The 24,188-nt window shown below is 65.3% G+C and carries 24 protein-coding genes; 8 read left to right on the top strand and 16 right to left on the bottom strand.

Going from position 1 to position 24,188, the window contains the following annotated elements; translation table 11 throughout:
* Window positions 1-7 precede the first annotated feature (7 nt).
* The 12 genes from AX703_RS06330 to AX703_RS06385 are packed head-to-tail and all read right to left on the bottom strand — an operon-like array spanning window position 8 to window position 10,890.
* Window positions 8-925, bottom strand: coding sequence for an SDR family oxidoreductase (locus AX703_RS06330; RefSeq protein ID WP_231735403.1), 918 nt, complete (start codon window positions 923-925; stop codon window positions 8-10).
* A gap of 21 nt (window positions 926-946) precedes the next feature.
* A complete protein-coding gene (locus tag AX703_RS06335; RefSeq protein WP_062343308.1) occupies window positions 947-1,387 on the bottom strand; it encodes a nuclear transport factor 2 family protein in 441 nt (146 codons plus the stop codon).
* Window positions 1,388-1,389: 2 nt separating this feature from the next.
* The gene (locus AX703_RS06340; RefSeq protein ID WP_062343309.1) at window positions 1,390-2,541 is read right to left on the bottom strand and encodes an acetyl-CoA C-acetyltransferase; all 1,152 of its coding nucleotides are present in this window, start codon (window positions 2,539-2,541) and stop codon (window positions 1,390-1,392) included.
* Window positions 2,534-3,565 carry an acyl-CoA dehydrogenase family protein gene (locus AX703_RS06345; RefSeq protein ID WP_062343310.1) on the bottom strand — a complete coding sequence of 344 codons (1,032 nt, stop codon included), beginning with the start codon at window positions 3,563-3,565 and terminating at the stop codon, window positions 2,534-2,536. Before AX703_RS06345 ends, AX703_RS06340 begins: the two co-directional genes overlap by 8 nt.
* Window positions 3,566-3,579: 14 nt before the next feature.
* Window positions 3,580-4,725, bottom strand: coding sequence for an acyl-CoA dehydrogenase (locus AX703_RS06350; RefSeq protein ID WP_062343311.1), 1,146 nt, complete (start codon window positions 4,723-4,725; stop codon window positions 3,580-3,582).
* On the bottom strand, window positions 4,725-5,480 hold the full coding sequence (locus AX703_RS06355) for an enoyl-CoA hydratase family protein (RefSeq protein ID WP_039334517.1): 756 nt from the start codon (window positions 5,478-5,480) through the stop codon (window positions 4,725-4,727). Before AX703_RS06355 ends, AX703_RS06350 begins: the two co-directional genes overlap by 1 nt.
* Window positions 5,481-5,504: 24 nt before the next feature.
* A complete protein-coding gene (locus tag AX703_RS06360) occupies window positions 5,505-6,569 on the bottom strand; it encodes a nitronate monooxygenase family protein (RefSeq protein ID WP_062343312.1) in 1,065 nt (354 codons plus the stop codon).
* Complete coding sequence (locus AX703_RS06365; protein WP_062343313.1) at window positions 6,569-7,468, bottom strand: enoyl-CoA hydratase; 900 nt, start codon at window positions 7,466-7,468, stop codon at window positions 6,569-6,571. The genes AX703_RS06360 and AX703_RS06365 overlap by 1 nt, the downstream gene beginning before the upstream one ends.
* Window positions 7,469-7,481: 13 nt before the next feature.
* On the bottom strand, window positions 7,482-8,276 hold the full coding sequence (locus tag AX703_RS06370; protein ID WP_062343314.1) for a CoA-transferase subunit beta: 795 nt from the start codon (window positions 8,274-8,276) through the stop codon (window positions 7,482-7,484).
* Window positions 8,276-9,157 (bottom strand): CoA transferase subunit A, encoded by an 882-nt coding sequence (locus AX703_RS06375; protein WP_369820992.1) that lies wholly within the window; start codon window positions 9,155-9,157, stop codon window positions 8,276-8,278. Before AX703_RS06375 ends, AX703_RS06370 begins: the two co-directional genes overlap by 1 nt.
* Window positions 9,154-10,077, bottom strand: a complete 924-nt coding sequence (locus AX703_RS06380) for a VOC family protein (protein ID WP_062343316.1) — start codon at window positions 10,075-10,077, stop codon at window positions 9,154-9,156. Before AX703_RS06380 ends, AX703_RS06375 begins: the two co-directional genes overlap by 4 nt.
* 6 nt (window positions 10,078-10,083) lie before the next feature.
* Window positions 10,084-10,890, bottom strand: a complete 807-nt coding sequence (locus AX703_RS06385; RefSeq protein WP_369820993.1) for an SDR family oxidoreductase — start codon at window positions 10,888-10,890, stop codon at window positions 10,084-10,086.
* Between the two features lie 191 nt (window positions 10,891-11,081).
* Here AX703_RS06385 and AX703_RS06390 point away from each other — a divergent pair, with 191 nt between their 5' ends.
* Both AX703_RS06390 and AX703_RS06395 read left to right on the top strand, forming a co-directional pair.
* Complete coding sequence (locus AX703_RS06390) at window positions 11,082-12,536, top strand: FAD-dependent oxidoreductase (protein WP_062343317.1); 1,455 nt, start codon at window positions 11,082-11,084, stop codon at window positions 12,534-12,536.
* Between the two features lie 94 nt (window positions 12,537-12,630).
* Complete coding sequence (locus AX703_RS06395; protein ID WP_062343318.1) at window positions 12,631-13,593, top strand: aldo/keto reductase; 963 nt, start codon at window positions 12,631-12,633, stop codon at window positions 13,591-13,593.
* Window positions 13,594-13,610: 17 nt separating this feature from the next.
* Here AX703_RS06395 and AX703_RS06400 read toward each other — a convergent pair whose 3' ends face one another.
* Complete coding sequence (locus tag AX703_RS06400) at window positions 13,611-14,411, bottom strand: sugar phosphate isomerase/epimerase (RefSeq protein WP_062343319.1); 801 nt, start codon at window positions 14,409-14,411, stop codon at window positions 13,611-13,613.
* Between the two features lie 197 nt (window positions 14,412-14,608).
* Between AX703_RS06400 and AX703_RS06405 the strand changes: the two genes are divergently transcribed.
* The 5 genes from AX703_RS06405 (at window position 14,609) to AX703_RS06425 (ending at window position 21,103) form a co-directional block, all read left to right on the top strand.
* On the top strand, window positions 14,609-15,301 hold the full coding sequence (locus AX703_RS06405) for a hypothetical protein (protein WP_062343320.1): 693 nt from the start codon (window positions 14,609-14,611) through the stop codon (window positions 15,299-15,301).
* Window positions 15,302-15,317: 16 nt separating this feature from the next.
* Window positions 15,318-16,913: a GMC family oxidoreductase gene (locus AX703_RS06410; protein WP_062343321.1), complete on the top strand. Its 1,596-nt coding sequence runs from the start codon at window positions 15,318-15,320 to the stop codon at window positions 16,911-16,913.
* Window positions 16,914-16,916: 3 nt separating this feature from the next.
* Window positions 16,917-18,005 (top strand): zinc-binding dehydrogenase, encoded by a 1,089-nt coding sequence (locus AX703_RS06415; RefSeq protein ID WP_062343362.1) that lies wholly within the window; start codon window positions 16,917-16,919, stop codon window positions 18,003-18,005.
* Between the two features lie 111 nt (window positions 18,006-18,116).
* Entirely contained in the window at window positions 18,117-19,292 is a 1,176-nt protein-coding gene (locus AX703_RS06420; protein ID WP_062343322.1) for a sulfotransferase, read from the top strand.
* A 59-nt stretch (window positions 19,293-19,351) separates the two neighbouring features.
* Window positions 19,352-21,103 carry an amidohydrolase family protein gene (locus AX703_RS06425; protein WP_062343323.1) on the top strand — a complete coding sequence of 584 codons (1,752 nt, stop codon included), beginning with the start codon at window positions 19,352-19,354 and terminating at the stop codon, window positions 21,101-21,103.
* A 19-nt stretch (window positions 21,104-21,122) separates the two neighbouring features.
* On the opposite strand, the gene AX703_RS06430 is transcribed toward AX703_RS06425, so the two are convergent.
* Window positions 21,123-21,764 (bottom strand): TetR/AcrR family transcriptional regulator, encoded by a 642-nt coding sequence (locus AX703_RS06430; RefSeq protein ID WP_062343324.1) that lies wholly within the window; start codon window positions 21,762-21,764, stop codon window positions 21,123-21,125.
* Window positions 21,765-21,872: 108 nt separating this feature from the next.
* On the opposite strand from AX703_RS06430, the gene AX703_RS06435 reads away from it, so the two are divergent.
* The gene (locus AX703_RS06435; RefSeq protein ID WP_062343325.1) at window positions 21,873-22,955 is read left to right on the top strand and encodes a hypothetical protein; all 1,083 of its coding nucleotides are present in this window, start codon (window positions 21,873-21,875) and stop codon (window positions 22,953-22,955) included.
* A gap of 80 nt (window positions 22,956-23,035) precedes the next feature.
* Here the strand turns inward: AX703_RS06435 and AX703_RS06440 are convergent, their stop codons facing one another.
* Both AX703_RS06440 and AX703_RS06445 read right to left on the bottom strand, forming a co-directional pair.
* A complete protein-coding gene (locus tag AX703_RS06440) occupies window positions 23,036-23,356 on the bottom strand; it encodes a hypothetical protein (protein WP_369820994.1) in 321 nt (106 codons plus the stop codon).
* A gap of 74 nt (window positions 23,357-23,430) precedes the next feature.
* Window positions 23,431-24,108, bottom strand: coding sequence for a TetR/AcrR family transcriptional regulator (locus AX703_RS06445; protein WP_156451940.1), 678 nt, complete (start codon window positions 24,106-24,108; stop codon window positions 23,431-23,433).
* Window positions 24,109-24,188 lie beyond the last annotated feature (80 nt).

Below are 24,188 nucleotides of genomic sequence, written 5' to 3' on the forward strand. Positions count from 1 at the left end.
GCGGCCTTTAGGCCGCACCCCACACTTTCCGCGGCGGCACGCGCGCTGCGATCAGCTTCGCCACGGCATCGCCAACTTCGGCAGGCTCCCACCGGGCGCCCTTGTCCACCACCGGACCCTCGCGCCAGCCGTCCTCCAGCATGATCTTGCCACCTTCGAGTTCGAAGACGCACCCGGTCACATCGCGGCTTGCGCTGCTGCCGAGCCACACGACCGTCGGCGCGACATTGGCGGGGTCCATGACGTCGAAGGCCTGGCCCTCGGTCGCCATCTTCTCGGCAAAGGCCTGCTCGGTCATGCGGGTGCGCGCAGATGGGGCCAGTGCATTGGCAGTGATGCCATAGCGCCCCAGCTCTGCCGCCTGCACCAGCGTCAGCGAGGCGATGCCGCCCTTGGCTGTCGAATAGGCTGCCTGCGCGATCGAGCCCTGCAGCCCGGCCCCGCTCGAGGTATTGATGATCCGCGCATCGGGATCGCGCCCGTCCTTCTGCTTGGCCCGCCAGTAGTTCACGGCGTGGCGTGCAAGGCAGAAGTGGCCGCGCAGGTGGACGTGCATCGTCGCGTCCCACTCTTCCAGCGTTGCCGAAACGAACATGCGGTCGCGCACGATGCCGGCATTGTTTACCACCACATGCAGGTCACCGAAGGCGTCGAGCGCGGCCTGCACGATCCGTCCTGCCGCATCCCAGTCGGTGATGTCCTCGTAGTTGGCCACGGCCTTGCCGCCCGCCGCCACGATCTCGGCCACCACGCCATCGGCAGCGCTGGTATCGCGACCCTCGCCGCCCAGCGACGTGCCGATGTCGTTGACCACCACGTTCGCGCCCTCGGCGGCAAAGGCCAGCGCATAGGCGCGGCCCAGCCCGCGTGCGGCGCCGGTGATGATGACAGTGCGCCCATTACAGATACCGCCGCAGATGCCCACTTGTGTCTCCTGTGAAGTGCTTCAGCCAACCGGCAGCAGCAGGTGCTGCGAAAGGTCGCCGATGTAATCGAGCATTGAATAGTCGCGCGTGGCGAAGCGCCAGGTTCCGCCAACGCATTCAAACGTATCGTGATAACGCCCCGATGCGATTGCCTGCAGCGGCAGTTCCGGGGTCTGCTGGAACACGGTGTAGACCGAACGGCAGCTCGCCGTGCCCGCCGCCTCGTCAATCTCGAGGATCGGGTTGGTGATCACGTGCCGCGTGCGCGGCGTGCCGCAAGGATGGATGCGCACGAAGGCGCGCCACTGCTCCAGCATCGCGGCCCCACCTTCCACCACACGCCCGCCGCCCAAGGTGACGCGCGCATGATCGAACATCGCGGCAACCTCATCGAGCTGCCCAGCGTCCATCAGTTCCGCGTAGCGGTAGAGCAGGTTGGTAATGGCGGTGGCGGCGTGCATGGTCAGAGCCGCTCGATGATCGTGACGTTGGCCTGCCCGCCGCCTTCGCACATCGTCTGCAGCCCATAACGGCCACCGGTGCGCTCAAGCGAGTTGAGCAGCGTCGTCATCAGCTTGGCGCCTGTCGATCCGATTGGATGGCCCAGCGCAATCGCGCCGCCCGCCACGTTGACCTTCTCGTGCGGGATTTCGAGTTCCTTCATCCACGCCATCGGCACCGAAGCGAAAGCCTCGTTGCATTCGAACAGGTCGATGTCGGAAAGCTTCATGCCCGATTTGTGCATGGCATAGCGCGTCGCCGGTATTGGCCCCGTCAGCATCCACACCGGATTGTCGGCCCGCACCGACATGTGGTGAATGCGCGCGCGCGGCTTGAGGTTGTGCTCCTTCAGCGCCCGCTCGCTGACGATCAGCAGCGCAGCCGCACAATCGGAATTCTGGCTGGCATTGCCCGCTGTGATCCGCCCGCCCTCGCGCACCGGATTGAGCAAGGCGAGGCCTTCCAGCGTCGTGCCAGGACGGATCGTCTCGTCGCGGTCCAGCCCCTCCAGCGGCACGATCTCGTTCCTGAACCAGCCCTGCTCGGTCGCATGCTGCGCACGGCGGTGGCTCTCATAGGCGAAAGCGTCCATTTCCTCGCGGCTGATGTTCCACTTCTCGGCGATCATTTCGGCCGAGCGGATCTGGTTCACTTCCTCGTCGCCATAGCGCGCGTCCCAGCCCCTGGCGCCGATGAACGGACTTTCGAAGCCATAGGCAGCGCCAGCGGTCATCGCCGCCATGATCGGAATGCGGTTCATCGCCTGGCTGCCACCGGCCACGACAATGTCCTGCGTGCCGCTCATCACGCCCTGTGCGGCGAAGTGGACCGCCTGCTGGGCAGAGCCACACTGGCGATCGATGGTCACGCCCGGCACGTCCTCGGCAAGACCGGCGACCAGCCACGCCGTGCGGCCAATGTCGCCCGCCTGCCCGCCGATCGTTTCGGTGCAGCCCCACACCACGTCCTCGACCAGCGCCGGGTCGAAGTCGTGCCGCGCCATCAGTTCGCGGATGGGATGCGCGGCAAGGTCGGCCGGGTGGAGGTGGGCAAGGCCGCCCTTCTTGCGCCCGACAGGCGCGCGCACGGCATCGACGATAAAGGCTTCAGGCATGTTCTGTCTCGCGTGCAAAGGTCTGGTCGGCGCCAAGTGGCTGGGTGAAGATGCGCGTGGCAATGCGGCTGCGATGGAAGGCGGGCGTGCCCCACGCCGCCTTCAGCGCCAGCGCGCGCTTGAGGAACAGGTGCACGTCCACTTCCCAGGAATAGCCCATCGCGCCATGGACCTGGATCGAAGCTCGCGCGGCTTTCTCGGCCGCTTCCAGTGCAACGATCTTCGCCTCGGACACCCGCGCCCGCGAATGAATGTCGGCGTGTCCGATCTCGGCCGCAGCAGCGAGCACGACCGGCCGCGCGAATTCGATCGCGGTCTGCGCGCTGGCAAGGTGGTGCTTCACCGCCTGGTACGATCCGATCGGCTTGCCGAACTGCATGCGGTCCTTGGCATAGGCGACCGCCAGATCGACCGCCCGCTGCGCCAGCCCCAGCCCCTGCGCCGCCGCGAACAGCGACGCGCGGTCCAGCGCCAGCGTCCAGTTGGCAGGGCCTAGATCCTCGGTGTTGCTCTCATCCCAGTCGATGCGGAACAGGCGGCGGAACGGATCGATGGTCTCGGCAGGCGTGAGCGTCACCTGGTCCGGCTTGGCGAGGAAGGCCCGTCCGTCCTTCTCGATCAGGATCGCCGCAGCAATGTCGGCATTGGCGACGACCGGATTGATCGCCGGGGCCACCGCGATGATCGCCGCCGGATCGGCCAGGAGCGGATGATCCGGCGCAAGGCTGGCCAGCAAAGGCGCGCCAACACCGGCGCTTTCCGCCAGAGGTTCAGGCAGCGCCACATAGCCCGCCTCGATGGCGATAAGGGCAAGGTCCAGTTCGGTCAGCCCCATGCCGCCAGCAGCTTCGGGCAGGAGCAGCAGGGTAAAGCCGTTCTCGACGATCTGCGCCCAGCGCGCGGCATCGAAGGCCACGCCCTGTTCCATCATCTTGTGCCAATGATCCGGCGTGCAGGTATCGCCCAGAAGCGTCCGTGCCGTCTCGGCAAACATCAGCTGTTCGTCGTTGAGGGTGAAGTCCATGTGCCCGTCCCTCCTCAGCGCGGCAGGCCGAGCATGCGCTCGGCTATGATGTTGCGCTGGATCTCGTTCGACCCGGCATAGATCGGCCCGGCCAGCGAGAAGATGTAGTCGTCGAGCCATTCGTGCTCACCAGCAGGCGGCAGCAGCTCGGCCTCGGCCCCGAGGATAGCCAGCGCGGTCTCGTGAAGGTGGATGTCCATTTCCGACCAGAAGATCTTGTTGGTCGAAGCCTCCGGCCCGATCTTCGCGCCCGCCATCAGCCGCGATGCGGTCTGGTAGATGTTGAGCGCATAGGCCTCCGCATTCATGTGCGCGCGCACCACGTCCGCCTCCAGCGCTGGATCGCAGCTGTCCTTGCGGCTCTGCCACAGCGCCGCCAGCGCAGCAGCAGCTTCCTGGAAGCGCGCCGGGCTACGCAGCATCAACCCGCGCTCGAACCCTGCGGTCGCCATGCAGATGTGCCAGCCCTGCCCCTCGTCGCCCAGGCGGTTGAACGCAGGCACGCGCACGTTGTCGAGGAAGATCTCGGCAAAGCCCACATGCCCGTTGATCTTGCGGATCGGGTTGCGGGTGACGCCTTCCTGATCCAGCCGGAAGAAGATCAGGCTCATCCCCTTGTGCCGCTCGCTGCCCGGCTCGCGGAACAGGCCGAAGGCCCAGTCGGCAAAGGCGGCGCGGCTCGACCAGATCTTGTGGCCGTTGAGCACGTATTCGTCGCCCTCACGAACGGCGGTCGCCCGCACTCCGGCAAGGTCGGACCCCGCCTGCGGTTCGGACCAGGCCTGCGCCCAGATTTCCTCGCCGCTCGCCATCGGCGGCAGGAAACGCTGCTTCTGTTCGTGCGTGCCGAATTCCATCAGCGTCGGGCCGAGCAGGAAGATGCCGTTCTGGTTGACGCGGCCCGGCGCTCCGGCACGGTAATACTCTTCCTCGAAGATCAGCCACTGGATCAGGTCGAGCCCGCGCCCGCCGTATTCCTTGGGCCAGGTCACCATGCCCCAGTCGCCGCTCTTCAGCGTCGCTTCCCATTGCCGGTGCGCCTCGAAACCCTCGCGCGTCGCGTCGTAATGCTCGAGCGGTTGCTTCGGCACATGCGCTTCCAGCCACGCGCGAACCTCTGCGCGAAATGCCTGCTGTTCTGGAGTGTACGTCAGGTTCATCAGAACTTCGCCGCCTTGCCGGTCTCGACGAAGGCATCCCGCGCGCGCTGGCTGTCTTCGTGCATGTACATTTCCAGCGTGAAGCCCTGCTCCCAGCGGTATCCGCGATCGACGTCACGCGCTTCGAGACCGTTCAGAGCTTCCTTGGCGATGACCAGCGCCTTGCGGCTCTTCGATGCGATCACGCTGCAGAAGGCGTGGGCCTCTGCCACCAGATCGGCACGCGGCACCACCTTCTCCACCGCACCCAGGCGATAGGCTTCCTGTGCCGGGATGTTGCCGCCGGTAAAGAACGCCGCGCGCACCTTGTGCAGCGGCAGCATGCGCGACATGTGGCTCGCCCCGCCCATCGCGCCGCGATCGACTTCCGGCAGCGAGAAGAACGCATCGTCCGCCGCGATGATCACGTCGCTCGCGCCGCAGATCCCGATGCCGCCGCCGATCACGAACTTGTGCGCCGCGACCACGACAGGAATCTCCGCCTCGTGGATCGCCTTGAACGTCAGGAAGTTGCCGCGATTGAGCACGGTGATGCGTTCCGGGTGGGCCTGCATCTCCTTGATGTCCACCCCGCCGCAGAACCCCCGCGAATCCTCCGCCGCGCGGATCAGCACCACGTTCGCCTCAGGGTCTGCCGCCGCCTTCTTGACGATGGCCGGCAGCGACATCCACGTCTCGCTGTCGAACGCGTTGACCGGCGGCACGTCGAACACGATCTCGGCGATGCGGTCCTTGACGGTAAGCGTGATCGGCATGGGGTGTCCCTCGTCCTCGAAATGTCAGCTTGCGCAGAGCGCGGAAAGGCGGGCCTCGGCCTCGGCCATGATGCGGTCGACCAGCTCCTGGCAGGTCGGAACCTCGGAAATGCGCCCGCCGACCACGCCGGTCGCCATCACGCCGTTCTCGATATCGCCATCGACCACCGCCTTCTGGATCAGCATGGGCATGGTCGCGGCCATCATCGCCTGCTTCAATGGCACATCGCCGTGCCCGGTCATGCCCTTGGCCGCCTTGATGAAGTGAAGCCACGAGGCGCCGGTCTGGCGCTTCATCGCGGCGCCTGCCTCGAAGGCGCGCAGCCACATGGCCAGGGAGCCGGACTTCTCGATGCGGTCCATCAGGCGCGTGCGCACCATCCGCTGCGGAATGCCGTCGAGCTTGGTCGTCACGATGATCTGGTCGGTCCCGGCCTTCAGGTACGCCGCCTTGGCGCTATCGGGCACCGGGCTTTCCTTGGTCAGCAGAAAGCGCGTACCCATCGCGATGCCCACCGCACCAAAGGCCAGAGCTGCCACCAGCCCGCGACCGTCGGCAAAGCCGCCGCTGGCGATCACCGGCACCTTCACGGTATCGAGCACTTGCGGCAGCAGGATCGTCGTCGGCACCGAACCGGTATGCCCGCCACCCTCGCCGCCCTGGACGCTGATCATGTCGACGCCCAGCTCTTCCATCTTCCTGGCGTGCTTCACCGCGCCGACGGTGGGGATGCACAGAATCCCGGCGTCCTTGAACCGCCCGATCATCTTGGCATTCGGCCCGCGCCCGAAGCTGACGGCGCGGACCTGCTCGGCATTGGCGAGGATCAGCTCGACGATCTGCTCCGCTCCGGGCTGGAACGAATGGAAGTTCACTCCGAACGGCTTGTCGGTACCACGGCGCACGGCAAGGATCTTCTCGCGGCATTCGTCAGGCGTCATCACCGCCGCACCGAGGAAGCCGAACGCACCCGCATTGCAGCTGCCGATGACAAGGCTCGGCTCGGCCACCCAGCCCATCGCGGTCTGGATGATCGGAGCCTTGCAGCCAAGGCGCTCGGTCAGGACGGTGTGAAGCGCACCAGCCATCAGCCTTCGCCCGCGTCTTTCTTATTCGCCGCAGCAGCAGACGTCCCGCTCACCCCGGCAATCGAGTTGCCGGTCACGATATCGTTCTGCGCATGGGCGAAGTGGTGCATGTGGTAGACCGCATCCATCGCCGCCCGCTTGCCGCGCAGTTCCTCGACGTGATTGACGGACTGCTTGGTCAGCCAGTTGCCCAGCCGCCCTTGCCCCGCCAGCTTGTTCGCCCACGCAGCAGTCGCCTCGCGCAATTCGGCGCGCGGCACCACCTTGTTGACCATGCCGAAGCTGTAGGCCCGCGCCGCTGGCATGCGCTCGCCCAGCAGCAGGAATTCCTTGGCCACGCGCGGCGGCAGTTCATAGGCATGGGCAAAGTATTCGACACCCGGAATGCCCATCAGCGGGTTCACCGGGTCCTGGAAGAACGCGTCTTCCGAAGCCACGATCAGGTCGCAAACCCATGCCAGCATCAGCCCGCCCGCCACGCAGGCACCCTGCACCATGGCGATGGTCGGCTTGGAGATATCGCGCCAGCGGCGGCACATGCCAAGGTACTGCTCCTGCTCGCGGGTATAGAGCAGTTCGGCGCCCGGCTTGTTGGTGTGCGGCGGGAACATCAGCCGCTTGTCGAACTCGTGGTGCAGGTCGCGCCCCGGCGTGCCGATGTCGTGGCCGGCCGAAAAGTGCTTGCCCTCGCCCGCCAGCACGATCGCGCGGACGTTGTCGTCCTGCACCGCGCGGCCAAACGCATCGTCGAGCGCATAGGTCATCTGCCCGTTCTGGGCATTGTTGAACTGCGGCCGGTTCATCGTGATCCACGCCACGCTGCCTTCCACCTCGTAGCGGACAGGCTCTTGCGTCTCGTAGACGATGTCGACTTGCTTCGGCTCGACGAGGTCGGTCATGCGGTCATCTCCCTCAGGCGGCGGCGCGAATGGCGGGCGGGTTGTCCTTGAGCACGCTGGCGCGGACATTGTGCGGGTCGAGGCTGGCAATCACCGCCAGTTCCTCTGCCGTCGGCAGCCGCGTCACTTCGACGTTGTCGGCCTGGGCCAGTTCGAAACCGGTCGCCGCCTGCACTTCCTCGAACGTCACGCCGGGGTGCAGCGAGATCACGCGGATCTGGTTGTCCGGCCCGCCGAAGTCCATCACGCACAGGTTGGTCACGATCCGGCGCAGGCTCACGCCCGAGAAGTTGCCGCCGCCCACGCGCTTGGCCGGGTTGTACCCCACGCCCGAGATCATATCGACCTGGGGCACGAAGACGCGCGGCCCATGCGCCGGGAAGAAGAACGAGTTGGGGTGGTAGATCGTGTTCCCCGGAAAGCCGCGCACGCCCAGCATCTGGGTCTTGGGCTTGTCGTAGGTCCCGCCCATGTAGGACAGGTTGATCTGGCCGAAGCGATCAAGCTGCGTCGGCGTGACCATGGCATGCCTTCGCCCTGACCACACCGCACTGTCGAAGAAGCGCGAGAACGGCAGGTAGCCTGCAGGCTTGCGGTCGTCGTACTTGCGCGGCCCCAGCGGCACCGGCTGCTCGACCAGATAGGCCTCGCCGTCGGTCATCATCAGTTCGGGCGTGTGGGTCAGCTTGGCCAGGCCCGCCGCCAGGCGCGGCACTGGCCCCACGCCGGTCGCCACAATTTCGCCATTGCCCCGGAACGCTTCCGAACAGGCGACGATGCACAGGTCTACGAGAGTGATGTCGCTCATCAGAAAATCGGCAGCGAAAGAGCCGCTACCGCCTCCTTTCCGCCAATGGATTCAAGATATTCGGCTTCAGAAGCGCCAACGAAGCGGTCCGCCACCGCAGACCAGTCGCCCGGATCGCGTGCCGCATCGGCGTAGGCCTTGAAGGCCTTCATGTCCCAGCCGTAATGCGGCGGCATCGAGCTTGGATGCGCGCCGCAGGGCATTTCCACCACGCCCGAAACGAAGCAGCGCTCGAACAGGTTGTCCTGCGCGCCTTCGGGGTAATGGTCCTCCATCCGGTCGACCAGTTCCTCGCAGCTGACATAGGTCCTGGCAGCAGCCTTGGCGAACCACTCGTCGTAATAGACGTCCGGCCCAAACACCTGCACGTTGCCGCGCCAGTCGCTGCGGTTGACGTGGATCAGCGCGGCATCGAGCTTGAGCGCCGGCATGGCGATCAGCGTCTCGCCATCGTCATAGGGTGACTGCACGGTCTTGAGGCCGCCCAGCTCGGCAAGGTCCGTGCCGAGGCCAACCCGCGTCGGCAGGAACGGCAGGCCGAACGCCGCCGCCTTCAGGCCCCACTGGAACATGCCTTCGTCCAGCTCCAGCACCTGCAGCGCGCCGCTCTCGCGGGCCTTGCGGAACCACGGCTCCAGCGGGATCGCATCAAGGCTGACAAACGCGAAGACCAGCTTCTTCACCTTGCCCGCTGCGCACAGCATGCCCACGTCAGCGCCGCCATAGGCGACGACGGTCAAGTCCTTGAGGTCGGAACGCATGATCTCGCGCACCAGCGCCATCGGCTTGCGCCGCGGGCCCCAGCCGCCGATGCCGATGGTCATGCCATCGGACAGCTGCGCGACGATCTCCGCCGCGCTCATCCTCTTATCAAGGCTCACGCCTGTTCTCCTGCCTGCTCTTCAAGCGCCTTCTGCCATGCCCAGACATGGCCCCATTCGCTGGGGATCAGATGCGCGGTCGGTGTCCAGTTCGTGTGATCGATCACCAGCGGATCGGCCCCGATCTCGATGTCGAAGCCAGAGGGCGTCTGCATGTAGAAGCCAAAGGTCTGGTCGTTGACGTGCCGGCCGATCGAGGCGCTCTCGGGCACCTTGTTTATGCGCATGCGATCATGGCACTTGCCCACGTCGCTTTGCGTCTTCATCTCCAGCATCAGGTGGATGCAGGCAGAAGGCGGCACCGGCATTTCCGCAATGGCTACCGAATGGTGGCGGCCATTGTCGGCGTGCATGAAGGCAAAGCCCATGCCCGGATCGTTGGGATCGTCCGAAAAACGGAAGCGCGGGATGTCGGTGTCGCGAAAGCCGATGGCCTTGTAGAAGGCGTGCGCCTCGTCAAAGTTCGGCGTCGCAAACACGGCGTGCCCCATGCCCATGTCTCCGGTCACGAAGCCGCTCACGCCCACCGGCGAAACGAACGCCACATCGTCGCGGACATCGCCGTGGAAGAACTCGAGACCGTTGCCCGAAGGATCGCTCGTCGCAAAGAACGCCGCCACGCCGCGCGCCTTTGCTGCATCCGCATCGCCATCGACAATCTCGCGCCCCAGCCCGGCAATCGTCTCGCGCAGCGCCGCCAGTTCCGCCGCATCGCCGACTTCATAACCAGCAGCCGCAAGCCGGTCGCTCTCGCCCCGCTCCACCCAGAAGCGGAACGGGCGGTCGTCGATCCGGTAGGCCGCCACGCCATCGCATGGCGCATCCGCCCGCATCGTGCCGACCACTTGCGTCATGAAGTGGTCCCAGGCCTCCGCCTTGGCGGTTTCGATCCTGACATAGCCCAGTGCCTTTATGCCCATGGCAGCTTATCCTTTCACGAGGTCGAGGAAGTAGGGCCGCTCGCCCCCGCCATCGACGTTGATGCGTGCGCCGCTCACCCATGAGGCGAGGCTCGAACTCAGCCACAGCACGGCTCCGGCGATGTCCGCGCCCGTGCCCATGCGCTGCAGCGGCAGCGATTTGGCAACCGCAGCCTGCGCCGCCTCGTCGCCATAGGTTTCCTCCGAGGTTTCAGTCTGCATCAGGCCGACGATGATCGCGTTCACGCGCACGCCATCGGGCCCCCACTCCTGCGCAAGGCTCTGCGTCAGGCTGAGCAGTCCTGCCTTCGCCGCCCCATAGGCCGCCGTCATGGGGGAGGGCCGTATGCCCGATACGCTGGCGATGTTGACGATGCTGCCAGCCCCGGCCTTCGCCATGTGGGCATAGGCATATTGCGACATGTACATCGCCGAATGCAGGTTCAGCTTCACGATGGAATCGAAGAAGCGCGGGCTCGCCGTGGCGGGGGCTTGCGGTGAACCACCAGCGTTATTCACGAGGATGTCCAGCCGCCCATGGCGCTCCATCACGCCATCGACCAGTGCCTGCGCCTGTTCGGGATCGCGGATGTCAGCCGCCCGGAACGTCAGGCCTTCGGGCAGATCGTCAGGCTCGGTTCGGCCGCACACTGTCACCGCAGCCCCGGCGCGCAGCAGGGCTTGCGCAATCTGCCGCCCCAGCCCGCGCGTGCCCCCGGTGACGATCGCCACCTGGCCGCCCAAGTCAATGTGATCAGTGCCCTGCACCGCAGCTGCTCTCCCATCCCATGCCGCAGGTGCCGAAAGTTGCACCGCAGCAGATTCGAAATCGCCAATATCCAAAGGCGATTGCCTTTTCAATTGACGATTTGCGTATCCAATGCAATCTTAAATTACGAATGCGGCCCAGATTGACGCGAATAACGTCAAGCGGGCGTTCAAATGACAGCCACAGGCAGCGGACACTACAGATCCGCGCACGGGCATGGGAGCGGAAGGCCGGAATGACAGGATATTCGCAGTATCGACCTTTGCCGATTACGCAGGTCGAAAAGTGGGATTTCGAGACGGACGTCGCCGTGATCGGCTTCGGCGCAACCGGGGCTTGTGCCGCGATCGAGGCCCGCGTTGCGGGTGCAGAGGTCCTGCTGTTCGAACGCAGTTCCGGCAGCGGCGGTGCCTCGGCGCTCTCCGGTGGCGAGATCTACGTCGGCGGCGGTACCGATGCGCAGAAGGCCGCAGGGTTCGACGATACGGTCGAAGACTTCACCGCCTACCTCAAGCTTGCCGGCGGCCCCTGCGTCGATGAGGCCAAGTGCGAGATCTATGGCCGCGAGGCGCTGGCGCACTACCAGTGGCTGAAGGATCAGGGCGTGCCCTATCGCGGCAACTACCTGCCCGGCAAGGTGATCGAACCGACCGACGATTCCACCCTGATCTGGTCGGGCAGCGAGGCCGCCGCGCCGTTCTACCGACACGCAAAGCCCGCCCCGCGCGGCCACGTGATCCAGCACATGGGCTGGGGCGGCGGGCGTCCGCTGGTCAACATACTAGAACGCCGCGCCCGCGATCTTGGCGCCGAGATCCACGTCGACGCACGCGCCGTCGCGCTCATCACCGATGGTGACGCCATTGCCGGAGCCGTCGTCCGCATCGACAACAAGGACCGCTTCGTCCGTGCCCGCAAGGGCGTCGTCCTTGCCACCGGCGGCTTCGTCTTCAACGAGGCCATGCGCCGCAAATACTGCCCTGAAAGCTTCCGCGTGAACAGCCCGATCGGCGACAAGGACGACGGCATCGGCATCGAACTCGGCGTCTCGGTCGGCGGCGATGCGATTCACATGGACCAGTTCTTCACCACCTGCCCGTGGACGATCCCGGCCGAACAGGCCCACGGCGTCTTCGTCAACGTCGCCGGGCAGCGCTTCATCAACGAGGACTGCTACCACGGCCGCGTCAGCCGCTGCGCCGTCGACCAGCCGGGCGGCAAGGTCTACCTCCTGCTCGACAGCGCCCACTTCACCCAACCGCTCGACCTTGCCGGCATCACCATCGCCGGCACTGGCGAGACGTGGGAGGAAGTCGAAGCCGAACTCGAAATGCCCGCAGGCACGCTTTCGGCCACGATGCACTTCTACAACGAACACGCCCGCAACGGCCGCGATCCCCTGTTCGACAAGCAGCCCCCGATCCTGAAAGCGCTCGACCAGTCGCCGTTCGTCGCGCTCGAGTGCAATTTCCAGACAAGCTACTTCAGCTTCTTCACCTTGGGCGGGCTCAAGACCTCGACAGACGGTGAAGTGCTCGGCCGCTCCGGCGCGCCGATCCCCGGACTGTACGCCGCAGGGCGCTGCACCTCGGGCCTGCCGGCATGGGGCCACGGCTATTCCTCCGGCCTGAGCCTTGCCGACTGCACCTTCTTCGGGCGCCAGGCCGGCCGCCGCGCCGCGCGCGCCTGAGCGGACGGAAGCACCTCGGGAAACTTCGCACCCGGTGCTTCCTTTCCGCCAAACTTTTGCTAAGTCAGCACTTACATTGACGAGGAAGCGCACAATGCTCAAGAAGGTTACGCTAGGCCACACCGACCTCACCGTGAGCCGCCTGTGCTACGGCACCAACATGCTCGGCTGGATGCTAGATCAGGGCAAGTCCAACGCCATTCTCGACACCTTTGCAGGCCTTGGCGGCAACTTCATCGACACCGCCCGCTCCTATGGGGACTGGATGCCGGATGCCCCCGTCGGCGCCAGCGAGCGCGCGGTCGGCGCGTGGCTCAAGATGCAGAAGCGCGACGATTTCGTGATCGCCACCAAGGGCGGCTTCTTCGACATGCGCGTGGGCGACTACCGCAACCGCGTGACCCCGGATGACGTCGCGGCCGACCTTGCCCAGAGCCTCAACCACCTCGGCATCGATACCATCGACCTCTATTTCCTGCACATGGACAACCCGGAAAGCCCGGTCGAACCGATCATCGACGCGCTGATCGCCCACCGCGAGGCAGGCCGCATCCGTCATTTCGCCGCATCCAACTGGGCAGCAGAGCGTATCCGCGCCGCCAACGCCTATGCCGCCTCCATCGGCAAGGAAGGGTTCGTTGCCTCGGAGACGTTCTGGGGCCTCGCCGTACCCGATGCCGCCGCCGCCGCGCAGCAGGGCTACCAGCACTACTACGAAGGCGAATACGAAAATCTCCACGCTGGCGGCCTCCCCATCGTAGCCTATGCCGCCCAATCCGGCGGATATTTCACCAAGCTCGCGTCCGGCTCGGTCGGCGAACAGCTCGCCGCCCGCTACGCCAACCCCGCGAACGAACGCCGCTTCGCCATCGTGCAGTCGCTGGCCGAAAGGCATGGCGTCTCGATCAACGAGATCGCCCTCGCTTATCTTCTGAGCCAGCCCAACCAGACCATCGCCATCTTCGGCGGCTCCTCCCCCGAACAGGTCCGCGACAGCGCCAAGGCCGACGCCCTGACCTTGAACGCCGAGGAACTGGCCGCGCTCCGCAACGCCTGACCTGACCGCCCGAGAAACTACCCAATTGCCGCGCGCGCGCTGTTCACAGCGCGTTGCGCGCGCATCGCCGCCGTCTCACCGCCCACTGCATGGTTGCGCGGGATCTCGACGCTTATCGGGCACCCTTCCGGCAACGCGCGCACAAATCCCGCCACGTCGAACGCGCCTTCGCCGCACAGCATGCGCGCGGAAGAGGCCTCGAATTCGACATCTTCCGGCGCCGTTGCCGGCCCATCGGCAACCTGCCCATAGAGCACGTATTGCGCCGGAGCCGCCGCCAGTTCCGCCACCGATCCGCCTGACCGCATCAGGTGCAGCAGATCGGCATTGACGCCAACCTTGCCCGGTCGCCCGATAGCGCCCACCAGATCGAGCGCCGCCGCCAGCGAGCCCACCTGACTTGGCGGATAGAACTCGACGCCCACTCTAAGACCGAAACTGCCAGCCAGGTCGCAGAACGCCCCGAACCGCTCCAGCCGCCGCGCCGGATCGCGGTCATAGAGCAGCGCATTGATCAGCCCCGCCCCCAGCTCTGCGGCGCATTCCATGGCCGTGGAGAAAGTAGCCACTTCGGTCCGGCCCGACAGCGTGAACGGATAGGCAAGGTCCAATGCCACGCCCAGATCGCACATCACGCGCCGCAACTCCGCCCGCGCCACGCGGTCGGCGTAGATGTCGAACTTCGGCATCAGCGGCAGCACGTCCATCGGCTCCATGAACAGGCACATGCCATCGCAGCCGGCCTGGCGTGCAATCTGCGCAAGCTGGACCGGAGTGGAGTCGACGGCGGTGATATGATCCAGCGCAAGACGTTGCATGGCCGCTTCTCCTACCCGCACAACGGCAAAATGGAATACGCAAATAACCCAGAGAACCGGCCACGAACTTTGCTCATACGAAAATATGTCGCCGGTCTGATACGCGATTCGTCATAAGTGCCCACTTACAAATATTGCTCCTGGAACGCGACGCTGTTAGTCTGCCCCTGAACAAGGATAAGAGAGGACCGACTGCCATGGCGACAATCGCACCGGAAGCCAGAGATGCCGCCATCTCCGATGGCGCGCTGTCCATGGGCCACCTTGCCCTGCATTACGGCAAACCCGACGACGGCCCGCTCGCCTCGCGCCTGCTCCAGATCGCCGGACTCAAGGAAACCCAGGTCCTCCCGCTTCCCGGCGGCAATTTCTACCGCTTCGTGGTGTCCGGCAGCCACTTCGCGCGGGGCGACGGTATCGTCTACCTCTCCTGCCTGCCCGAACCGCAGCAGCAGCTCATCGCCGCGATCCACGCAGCGCTGCGTGTCGGCAGCGATGACGAGCACGAGGCGGTCAAGGCGTACCGCGGGATGATGGCGCAGGATTTCGAAGCCAGCTTCCACTTCGGCTTCCTCGTCGAATCGCTCGAGGAACTGGAACGGATGGTCCTGACCCTGCAGGTTCTCAACGCAAACGATCCCGCCTTCCGGGGCCGCCTCAACATCGGCATGAACCGCGCCCGCCGTGGCGATGATGCCATCGACGCCCGGCTCGATGCTTCCCCCGTATTCGGCAAGGCCACCCGCTACGCCTATGGCGCGGCAGGCGTGCAGGTTTTCGTCGAGACTGACCTGATGTGCGCAGGCCAACTCGGCGAGAGCATGGTTCTCGAATTCGATTACGTCTTTCCGGACAGGCACAGCCACATCCTCTCGGTCGTCGAACTCTGACCGGCTCCGCCGCCGCATGGAGCGCCTCGAATTCCACTTCGTGATCGTCGGCGGCGGGGTGGCCGGATGCATCCTTGCCAATCGCCTGTCCGCCGATCCCAAATGCAAGGTCGCGCTGCTCGAAGCAGGCGGCAAGGACACGAGCCCGCTGATCGCCGCGCCGGGCGGCCTTCTCCCGATCATGATGTCGGGCGCCCATGCCTGGCGCTACATGTCCGCACCGCAGGCCCACCTCGATGGCCGAATGCTCTACAGCCCGCGGGGCAAGGTTCTCGGCGGCGGCTCCTCGATCAACGGCATGGCCTACGATCGCGGCTTCCATTCGGACTATGACCGCTGGGCCCAGGCCGGCAATCGCGGTTGGTCCTTCGCCGAGGTCCTGCCCTATTTCCGCAAGCTCGAAAGCTTCGGCCCGGTGCAGAACGAATGGCACGGCATTGATGGCCCGATCCAGGTCACAAGGGCCGCACAGAATCATCCCTTCGCCCAAGCCTTCCTGAAAGCCGGAGCGCAGGCCGGCTACCCCCTGACGAGCGATCTCAACGGCGCAACACGCGACGGCTTCGGCGCGGTCGACCTTACCGTGGGCAAAGGCCGACGCTCCAGCGCTTCATCGGCCTACCTGCGGCCTGTCCTCAAGCGCCGCAACCTTACCGTGCTGACCGCAGCGCAGGCCCGCCGCATCACTTTCGACGGCCCCCGCGCCACCGGCGTGATATTTCGCAGGCGAGGCACTGACACTCTCGCGACAGCCGCCCGCGAAGTCATCCTTTCCGCAGGCGCGATCAACACGCCGCAACTGCTGATGCTATCGGGCGTCGGCCCCGCCGCGCATCTGGCCGAGCACGGCATCCCCCTGATTCACGACCTGCCCGGCGTCGGCCAGGACCTGCAGGACCACCTCGCGGCGCACGTCAAGTTCCGCTCGACAAAGCCGTGGTCGATGCTGCGCTTCCTCAATCCTGTGCGCGGCGCCCTTGCCATGGCGCAGTACCTCGCCTTCCGGACAGGCCCGCTGGCAGACCCGGGCATGTCGGTCGCCTGCATGGTCCGCTCCAACCCGGCGCTGGACGAGCCTGACATCAAGATGCTGCTGGTTTCGGCCCTGTTCGGGCAGAATGGACGCAAGATGGTGCCGATGCATGGCTTCTATGCCCACATCAACGTGGTGAGGCCGGAATCGCGCGGGCGCGTCACGCTTGCCAGTGCCGATCCCGATGCGCCCCCGGTGATCGACCAGAACTACAATGCGACGGAGAACGACCGCCGCGTCATGCGCGAAGGCATACGCATCGCCCGCCGCGTCTTTGCCCAAAGCGCGTTCGACGAGATGCGTGGGCAGGAACTCGCACCGGGTCCGCACATCCAGTCCGACGAGGAGATCGACGCCTATATCCGCGCCCATGCCGAGGCCGATTACCACTCCACCAGCACCGCGCGGATGGGCTCGGATCCCATGGCCGTGGTGGACGAAACCCTGCGTGTCCACGGCCTCGCATCGCTGCGCGTGGTCGATGCCTCGATCATGCCGCACCTGCCCGGCGGCAACACTGCCATCCCCGTCGCGATGATCGCCGAAAAGGCCGCCGACATGATCCTTGGGAAAGCCTGAATGATGAAAACTAGAGCCATGGTCTGCCACGCCCCCGGCACCCCGCTGGTCGAGGAACTGCTCGATCTCGCCCCGCCCGGACCCGGCGATGTGCTGATCGAAATCATGGCGAGCGGATTGTGCCACACCGACCTCAGCCAGATCGAAGGCAAGGCCGCGCCCTATCCCTTCCCGGTCGTCGTCGGCCACGAAGGCGCCGGCATCGTCCGCGAAGTCGGCGCGGCGGTCACGTCGGTCAAGGTCGGCGACCATGTCATTCCCGTCGGCATCGGCGAATGCGGCTCTTGCGGCAACTGCCGCTCGGGCAGGACCAACCTGTGCGAGGCGTTCCTCGGCGACATTGCCCTCCAGCCCAGCCCGTTCTCGCTCGATGGCCAGCCGGTCTCCGCCTATTCCGGCGTCGGCAGCCTCGCGCAGTTCATCGTCACGGCAGAGCGCAACGTCGCGGTGATCCGCAATGATGTACCCTTCCACCTCGCCTGCACCGCAGGATGCTGCGTGGCTACCGGCGTCGGCGCAGTCATGCACACCGCCCATGTCGAAAACGGTGCGACCGTCGCCGTCTTCGGCCTCGGCGGCATCGGCCTGAATGTCGTGCAGGGTGCGCGTCTTGCGGGTGCCGCGCGGATCATCGGCGTCGACATCAATCCCTTGCGCCACGAACAGGGCAAGCGCTTTGGCCTGACGGACTTCATCGACGCGCGGACGAGCGATCCCGTCACCGCAATCCAGGCGCTGACCCGAGGCGGGGTGGACTACGCGTTCGAGTGTGCGGGCAATGTCAAGCTGATGGCCCAGGCCTTCGAATCGACGCGCATCGGCTGGGGCTGCACCGTCGTCCTCGGCGTGCCGCCCGATGGGCAGGCGATGGAACTGGTCCCGTTCCAGCTTCAGCTCGGGCGGCGGGTGCAAGGCTCGTTCATGGGCAACGTCAAGGGCCGCAGTGAACTGCCCGGCCTGCTCGATCATTTCGCGGCCGGTCGCCTCAACCTGGCCGATCTCGTCACCCATCGCCTGCCGATGAGCGAGGTCAACGCGGGGTTCGATCTGATGCGGCGCGGGGAGTCGCTGCGAACGGTGGTTTCGTTCTGATTTGTGTTTGCATTATCAGGGGTGTGGTGACAAAACATCGCCAATTGCGAACCAAACTGCTCCTATAATTACGCATGGAGCAAATTGGTCCTAGTGAGAGGCTAGTCTACGATGGCAACCACCGCCACCCCCGTCGCCGACCGGGTGTTTGACCGCGAAACCCTGCTGTCTGCTGCGTGCGAACGCACCGGCCTGTCGGATTTCGGCGATACCTGGTTCTTCGAACCGATGGACCATTACATCGCCGCCGCCAATGCCGAGGGCAAGCTGACGGAGGCGGGTTTTGCCGGGCAGACCGAAGCGATCGTCAAGGGCCTTGCCAGCCGCCTGCGCATGGTCGAGGACATCAAGCGCCATCCCGAAATCCTCGATGAGGACGTGGAAGTCGCCGCGATCATCCTTGGCCTGCCGCGCACCGGCAGCACGATCTTCCATCGCCTGCTCGCCAGCGCCCCGGGCATGACCGCGATCCGCTGGTACGAGGCGCAGAACTACGCCCCGCTTCCCGGTGACGAACCCGGCAATCCGAAGGCCCGCCGCGCCTATGCCGAGGCGATGATCGAGGGCTGGCTCAACCTTTCGCCCGAACTCGCCTCGATCCACCCTCTCGATCCCGATGCGCCGGACGAGGAGATCATCATACTCGGCCAGTTGTTCATCACCACCATGGTCGAGGCGATGACCTTCATCCCCTCGTTCGCGAAGTGGCTCAACGATTACGACCAGTCCAAGGGTTACGAGGACCTCAAGACGATCCTGAAATACCTGCAGTGGCAGGACCCGACGCGGCGCGGCAAGAAGTGGGTCCTGAAAAGCCCGCAGAACCTGCCCTATACCGATGTCATCGCCAATGCTTTCCCCAAGGCGGTGCTGGTGATGACCCACCGCGATCCGCTGGAAGTGGTGCCCAGCTACGTCAGCATGGAGGCCGCGCTCTACAAGCTGAACTCGGTCCATTCGGACGAAGCCGTGGGCGCGTTCTGGTTTCCTCGCCTTGCCGAATGGATGCACCGCTTCGAGCAGGCGCGCGCCCGCATCGGCGAAGAGCGCTTCATCGACATCGATTACCGCGAGGTGGCAAAGGAGCCCCTCAAGCAGGCGCAGCGCGTCCTGGCTCACATCGGCATTCCGCTGGACGACAAGATCGAGGCCGCGCTCACCGAGTTCATGGCCGGCAACAAGCGCGAACAGCGCCCGATGCACGACTACTCGCTCGAACGCTTCGGCCTGAACGAGGCTGACGTGCGCGAAGCCTTCGCCTCCTACCGGGCGCGCTACATCGGCTGAACCACCAGCGAAACAATGTTCGCTAAATGTTTCCCCGGGGAAACACGGGGAGAGAGTGCATGACCACGCAGGCAGACTTGCTGATAAAGGGCGGCCTGATCGTCGATGGCAGCGGCGCGGAGCCGCATGTCGGCGACGTTGCCGTGCGCGGTGATGCCATCGTCCACGTCGGCGGCACTTTCACCGGCACCGCCAGCGAAACAATCGACGCCACTGGCTGCATCGTCACCCCCGGCTTCGTCGATATCCACACCCATTACGACGGGCAGGCGATCTGGTCCGATACGCTTTCGCCCAGTTCATCGCATGGCGTGACCACGGCGGTGCTGGGCAATTGCGGGGTCGGCTTTGCGCCATGCCGAAAGGCGGACCATGAAGCGCTGATCCGGCTGATGGAGGGCGTCGAGGACATTCCCGACGTGGTCATGGCCGAAGGCCTGCCCTGGGACTGGGAGACATTCCCCGAATACCTCGACGCGCTCGCCCGCCGTCCGCGCGACATCGACGTCGCCTGCCTCCTTCCGCACAGCCCCTTGCGCGTGTGGGTCATGGGCGAACGGGCCATCGCCCGCGAGGCCGCGACCGAAGATGATCTCGCCCGGATGCGGACGATAGCGCGCGAGGCGATGGACGCCGGGGCCATCGGCTTTGCCACCTCGCGGCTGAACATCCACCGCACCAAGGCGGGCGACCTGATCCCGACCTTCGGCGCAGACACGCACGAACTCATCGCCATCACCGGCGCGCTGGCCGAGGCAGGTACGGGCGTGTTCCAGGCCGTGCTCGATGCGCCGTTCGAGACTTGGGAAAGCGAGATGGCGCGGCTGATCGCCGTCACCCGCGCTTCGGGCCGCCCGTCCACCTTCACGCTGGGCCTCGTCAACCATGGCCGCCCCAACTGGGAAGACGCGCTGACGTTGGTCGATCAGGCGCGGGCCGAAGGGCTGGAGATCTGGCCGCAGGTCCTGCCGCGCCCGATCGGCATGGTCTCCGGCTGGGCGCTTTCGACCCATCCGTTCTGCCTGTGCCCGTCCTATCAGCCGCTCGCCAACCTCCCGCTCGAACAGCAGTTGCCGCGCCTGCGCGATCCGGCATTCCGGGCGCAACTGATCGGCGAGATGCCGCAGGAGGGCCACCCGCTGGCCATGCTCACCCGCATCTGGGACTGGATGTTCCCGTTCGGCGATCCCCCGCAGTACGAACCATCGGTTAGCAACAGCATCGGCGCCCTGGCCCGCGCGCAGGGGCGCACGCCCGAGGAAGTGGCCTACGACGTGCTGATGGAGCGCGATGGCACCGGCATGATCCTCAACACGCTGGGCAACTTCCACGAAGGCAGGCTTGATGCCCTGCTCGGCCTGATGCGGCGCGAGGATACCGTGACCGGCCTTGGCGATGGCGGCGCGCACTATTCGGCGATCTGCGATGCCAGCTACCCCACCTTCGTGCTGACCTGGTGGGTGCGCGACCGCGACGGCGAACGCATGGGTCTGGCCGAGGCGGTGAAGATGCTGTCGTCGCGCCCGGCGCGGGTGGTCGGCCTTGAGGACCGCGGCCTGCTGCGCACCGGCTACAAGGCCGATCTCAACGTGATCGACATCGACCGGCTGACCCTGCACGCGCCGGTAGTCCGCCACGATCTGCCGGGCGGCGGGCGCAGGCTTGATCAGGCGGCGAGCGGCTATCGCGCCACCGTGGTCAGCGGGCAGGTGATCCGCCGTGATGACAAGCCGACCGCACTGCGGCCCGGACAGGTGGTGCGCGGCATGCAGAAGGCGCGCGCAGGAGAAGTGCTGGCGGAGCGTCCCTAACCTGCCGCAACGGCCCGGTTCAGGACCGAGGGGTGCCGGAGAAGCTGGCAATGAACGTGCGCAGCAGTCCCTTCTGGATGGCCATGGCTTCAGGATCGGTTGCCTGCCGCCCGGACAGGCTTTCAATCAGGGGCGAGGCCCAGAAGAAGCCGAACAGCATGTTGAAGATCGCGACGATCTGCATCGCGAGGCTGTCATCCGATGAGGGCTGGCCCGCCTTCTCGTTCATTTTGCGGCCATAGCCGACCATCCGTGCCAGCCAGTCGAGTCCGATCGGGTCCGGCTCGCTGTCGGACGAAATCGCGGCGCGGATCAGGAGCCGGGCGATGTTGGGATGCTGCGCCAGCAGGTCGGTCATGCGATCGGTCAGGTCGGCGAAGTCGGCATCGGGGCGCGCCAGCACTTCGTCCATCAGATCGGTCATAGGCTTGAGCGCGCGCTCATAGACCTGTCGGTAGAGTTCGTCCTTGCCGGTGAAATGCTTGTAGAGGCCCGGCTGCTGCAGACCTGCCTTGGCGGCGATGTCGCGCAAGGAGGTGGCGCCATGGCCGTGCTGCGCAAACAATTCCTCGGCAGCATCGAGAATGCGGTTGGCGGTGCGCTGCCCCTTGGTGAGAGCGCCGGATGCTGCGGGCGCATGAATATCGGAGTTTCCGTCCATCGCCCCTCCATAGCGGAGTTCGCCTGAAGTCGCTTGCCAAAAAAGTTATCGATCTATAACTTCTGTCGGGAAAGCCAGGAAGGCGCGAATCCCAGACAGGAGACAGTGATGCTCGATGAAGCCCGCAGGCAGTACCTTTCCGACATTCTCAAGCCCGCCTCGCCCCCGCGCGAGATCAGCAATCCGTTCACGGAGGCGCAGAAGCGGCTGATGCTGGATGTGGTCCACGATCAGGGGCCGTGGAAGCTGATCATCGCCCAGCACTTCCCCACCGTGGAATCGCTGATCGCGACGTTCGCCGGCGGTTTCCCCGAGGGCTTTACCCCCACGCTCGACATGTTCCTGACGCCGACGTTCCGGGGTTACCTCGCCAACTATTCCACGCCGCTTTACCCCGAACTGCATGATGTCTTCTACAACGAGGCGTTCCTGAACCACGCCAAATCCTACTGGGGCGCGCAGTACGCCAAGCCGCAGATGATGCTGTTCAATGTCAACGGACCTTGCGGCAACACCGACCCCGGCCACCTCGATTCCCCAAGCTTCCGCGGCGTGCGGCACGAGAATTCGCCCACCTGGCTGTGCTCGATCATGGGCCGGTCCGGCTTGTTCCAGGATTACCTGATCAAGATGGCGCAGGTGATCACCTGGTTCAGCCATGATCCGGAAAGCGGCTTTACCTATTGGCCCAACGGGCCGCTGGGCAAGCCCGCGCGGGTGCAATCGCCGATCTACAACCGCGCCGTCGTCGTGCAGAACGAGATGCTGGTGCACCGGGGCGAGGCGAACGGACCCGTCGAGCGGCGGCGGCCCGAGGGCCTCGGCTTCGACAGCGTGTTCACCGGCGATCCGGCTGACCGCGATGGCTGGCTGGTGAAGACGGGCGAGCAGGTGATCGAGCGCTATCACACCGACGACCTGCGGTTCCTCGTCCACTGGTCGGCCGAAGTGTTCAGCGACTATGCCGAACTCAAGAAGAACATGGACGGCAGCGACAACCTGACCCACGAGCAGGCGATCGACAGGCTGATCAAGGACGTCCGTTCGCGCGGCATCGAGATCGCAACGCCGAGCGATCCGCTGAACGATCCGGTGTTCATCGCCGCACTGAATGCTGCCTACGACTACGGCGGTCCGGCAGAGTATCCCGCCGAAGCGCCGGTCGATGCGCCTTATGGCATGGCAGCCTGAGCCGGGCGGCAAACACAGGAAAGGGCCGCGTTCATTGCGATCGCGGCCCTTTGTTTGTCCTGCCCCAGTCGGCCGGACGCTTACTTCAGCTTGGCGAGATCGGCGTCAATCTGGGCAAGGCGTTCGTCGGTGACGTCGTCGGGCGCGTAGGTCTGCACGGCCTTCAGCGTCATCGAGCGGGCCATTTCGATCTGCTCGTTGCTGGTCATGCCGGGGATGTACTTGTCGATGATCGCCTTGGCAGCGGGATCATCGAGCAGGGTGCCGATGTCGGTTTCGGCGGTGCTGTACTTGGGCTTGGCGGCAGGCGCGGCAGCTTCGGGCCTGGCCGGTTCGGCAGCGCTGGCCGAGGCGGAAAGCGCGGCAGCGGCCAAGGCGACGATAAGGGCAGTGCGGATCATGGGCATCCTCTCAGAAGACGACATGCGAGTCGTTCGCCCGAGCATTAATGCACACGGGTGTTCGAATATCAAGCCTACCAGGCGCTGGTGCCCCAAAGGATCAGATCGACCGCGCGTTGTGCGAAGACTTGCAGGTCCTCGTCCCTGGCCGCCAGTCCGCTCTGCAGTTGAGCCCCGCTGATTGCGGCGACCAGCAGACGCGCCACGGCATGAGCATCGCGCAGGTTGCGCCTGTCACGCGCAGCCGCTTCCTCGATGTCGCGGGCGATCAGGCCGACGATGTAATCGTTGCCCCGCCGCTGCATGACTTCGGAAAGCTCGGGAAAGCGTTCCTGGACCGACAGCAGGAGACGCTGCAGGGCAAGAACGTCCGGCCTTCCCAGCCATGTGGCAATGATCTTGGCGTGATGGCGCAGGCGCTGTTCGATATTGTCGGTAAGCGATGCGTCCTGCAACGAGGCTTCCGCCGACCAGTCGGCGATCGACTGTTCGATGACCGCCTTGAACAGCGCTTCCTTCGAGGGATAGCGGGCATAGAGCGTGCCCTTGGAAACGCGCGCGGTTTCGGCCACCTGCTTCATGCCGACAGCATCGAACCCGTGGGCAAGGAACATCGTGCGCGCGGTGTCGACAATGGCGCGATCGATCGAGGTGACCTGATCAGCCGTCGGCCGGCCGCGCACCGGTTGATGCGGCGCGGGCGCAGCCTTCCTTGCTGCGGGACCGCGGGTTTTCTTGGGGCTGGCGTCCATCGCGGTGCCTTGTTCCACAGCAGCAGAGCCCGCGCAAGCGGTGTCGCATAATCGAACCCGCGTGATCTATTACTTGACTC

This window comes from Novosphingobium sp. CCH12-A3 (genome assembly GCF_001556015.1).
GTDB lineage: Bacteria > Pseudomonadota > Alphaproteobacteria > Sphingomonadales > Sphingomonadaceae > Novosphingobium > Novosphingobium subterraneum.

What these genes read in the sequence shown, in the direction of transcription:
- AX703_RS06365 (WP_062343313.1), bottom strand. Translation starts at nt 7,468, where the DNA reads ATGACCGACCTCGTCGAGCCGAAGCAAGTCGACATCGTCTACGAGACG.
- AX703_RS06360 (WP_062343312.1), bottom strand. Translation starts at nt 6,569, where the DNA reads ATGGCTGGTGCGCTTCACACCGTCCTGACCGAGCGCCTTGGCTGCAAG.
- AX703_RS06395 (WP_062343318.1), top strand. Translation starts at nt 12,631, where the DNA reads ATGCTCAAGAAGGTTACGCTAGGCCACACCGACCTCACCGTGAGCCGC.
- AX703_RS06340 (WP_062343309.1), bottom strand. Translation starts at nt 2,541, where the DNA reads ATGCCTGAAGCCTTTATCGTCGATGCCGTGCGCGCGCCTGTCGGGCGC.
- AX703_RS06345 (WP_062343310.1), bottom strand. Translation starts at nt 3,565, where the DNA reads ATGGACTTCACCCTCAACGACGAACAGCTGATGTTTGCCGAGACGGCA.
- AX703_RS06425 (WP_062343323.1), top strand. Translation starts at nt 19,352, where the DNA reads ATGACCACGCAGGCAGACTTGCTGATAAAGGGCGGCCTGATCGTCGAT.
- AX703_RS06420 (WP_062343322.1), top strand. Translation starts at nt 18,117, where the DNA reads ATGGCAACCACCGCCACCCCCGTCGCCGACCGGGTGTTTGACCGCGAA.
- AX703_RS06440 (WP_369820994.1), bottom strand. Translation starts at nt 23,356, where the DNA reads ATGATCCGCACTGCCCTTATCGTCGCCTTGGCCGCTGCCGCGCTTTCC.
- AX703_RS06355 (WP_039334517.1), bottom strand. Translation starts at nt 5,480, where the DNA reads ATGCCGATCACGCTTACCGTCAAGGACCGCATCGCCGAGATCGTGTTC.
- AX703_RS06435 (WP_062343325.1), top strand. Translation starts at nt 21,873, where the DNA reads ATGCTCGATGAAGCCCGCAGGCAGTACCTTTCCGACATTCTCAAGCCC.
- AX703_RS06415 (WP_062343362.1), top strand. Translation starts at nt 16,917, where the DNA reads ATGAAAACTAGAGCCATGGTCTGCCACGCCCCCGGCACCCCGCTGGTC.
- AX703_RS06370 (WP_062343314.1), bottom strand. Translation starts at nt 8,276, where the DNA reads ATGAGCGACATCACTCTCGTAGACCTGTGCATCGTCGCCTGTTCGGAA.
- AX703_RS06335 (WP_062343308.1), bottom strand. Translation starts at nt 1,387, where the DNA reads ATGCACGCCGCCACCGCCATTACCAACCTGCTCTACCGCTACGCGGAA.
- AX703_RS06390 (WP_062343317.1), top strand. Translation starts at nt 11,082, where the DNA reads ATGACAGGATATTCGCAGTATCGACCTTTGCCGATTACGCAGGTCGAA.
- AX703_RS06445 (WP_156451940.1), bottom strand. Translation starts at nt 24,108, where the DNA reads ATGGACGCCAGCCCCAAGAAAACCCGCGGTCCCGCAGCAAGGAAGGCT.
- AX703_RS06350 (WP_062343311.1), bottom strand. Translation starts at nt 4,725, where the DNA reads ATGAACCTGACGTACACTCCAGAACAGCAGGCATTTCGCGCAGAGGTT.
- AX703_RS06430 (WP_062343324.1), bottom strand. Translation starts at nt 21,764, where the DNA reads ATGGACGGAAACTCCGATATTCATGCGCCCGCAGCATCCGGCGCTCTC.
- AX703_RS06380 (WP_062343316.1), bottom strand. Translation starts at nt 10,077, where the DNA reads ATGGGCATAAAGGCACTGGGCTATGTCAGGATCGAAACCGCCAAGGCG.
- AX703_RS06410 (WP_062343321.1), top strand. Translation starts at nt 15,318, where the DNA reads ATGGAGCGCCTCGAATTCCACTTCGTGATCGTCGGCGGCGGGGTGGCC.
- AX703_RS06405 (WP_062343320.1), top strand. Translation starts at nt 14,609, where the DNA reads ATGGCGACAATCGCACCGGAAGCCAGAGATGCCGCCATCTCCGATGGC.
- AX703_RS06400 (WP_062343319.1), bottom strand. Translation starts at nt 14,411, where the DNA reads ATGCAACGTCTTGCGCTGGATCATATCACCGCCGTCGACTCCACTCCG.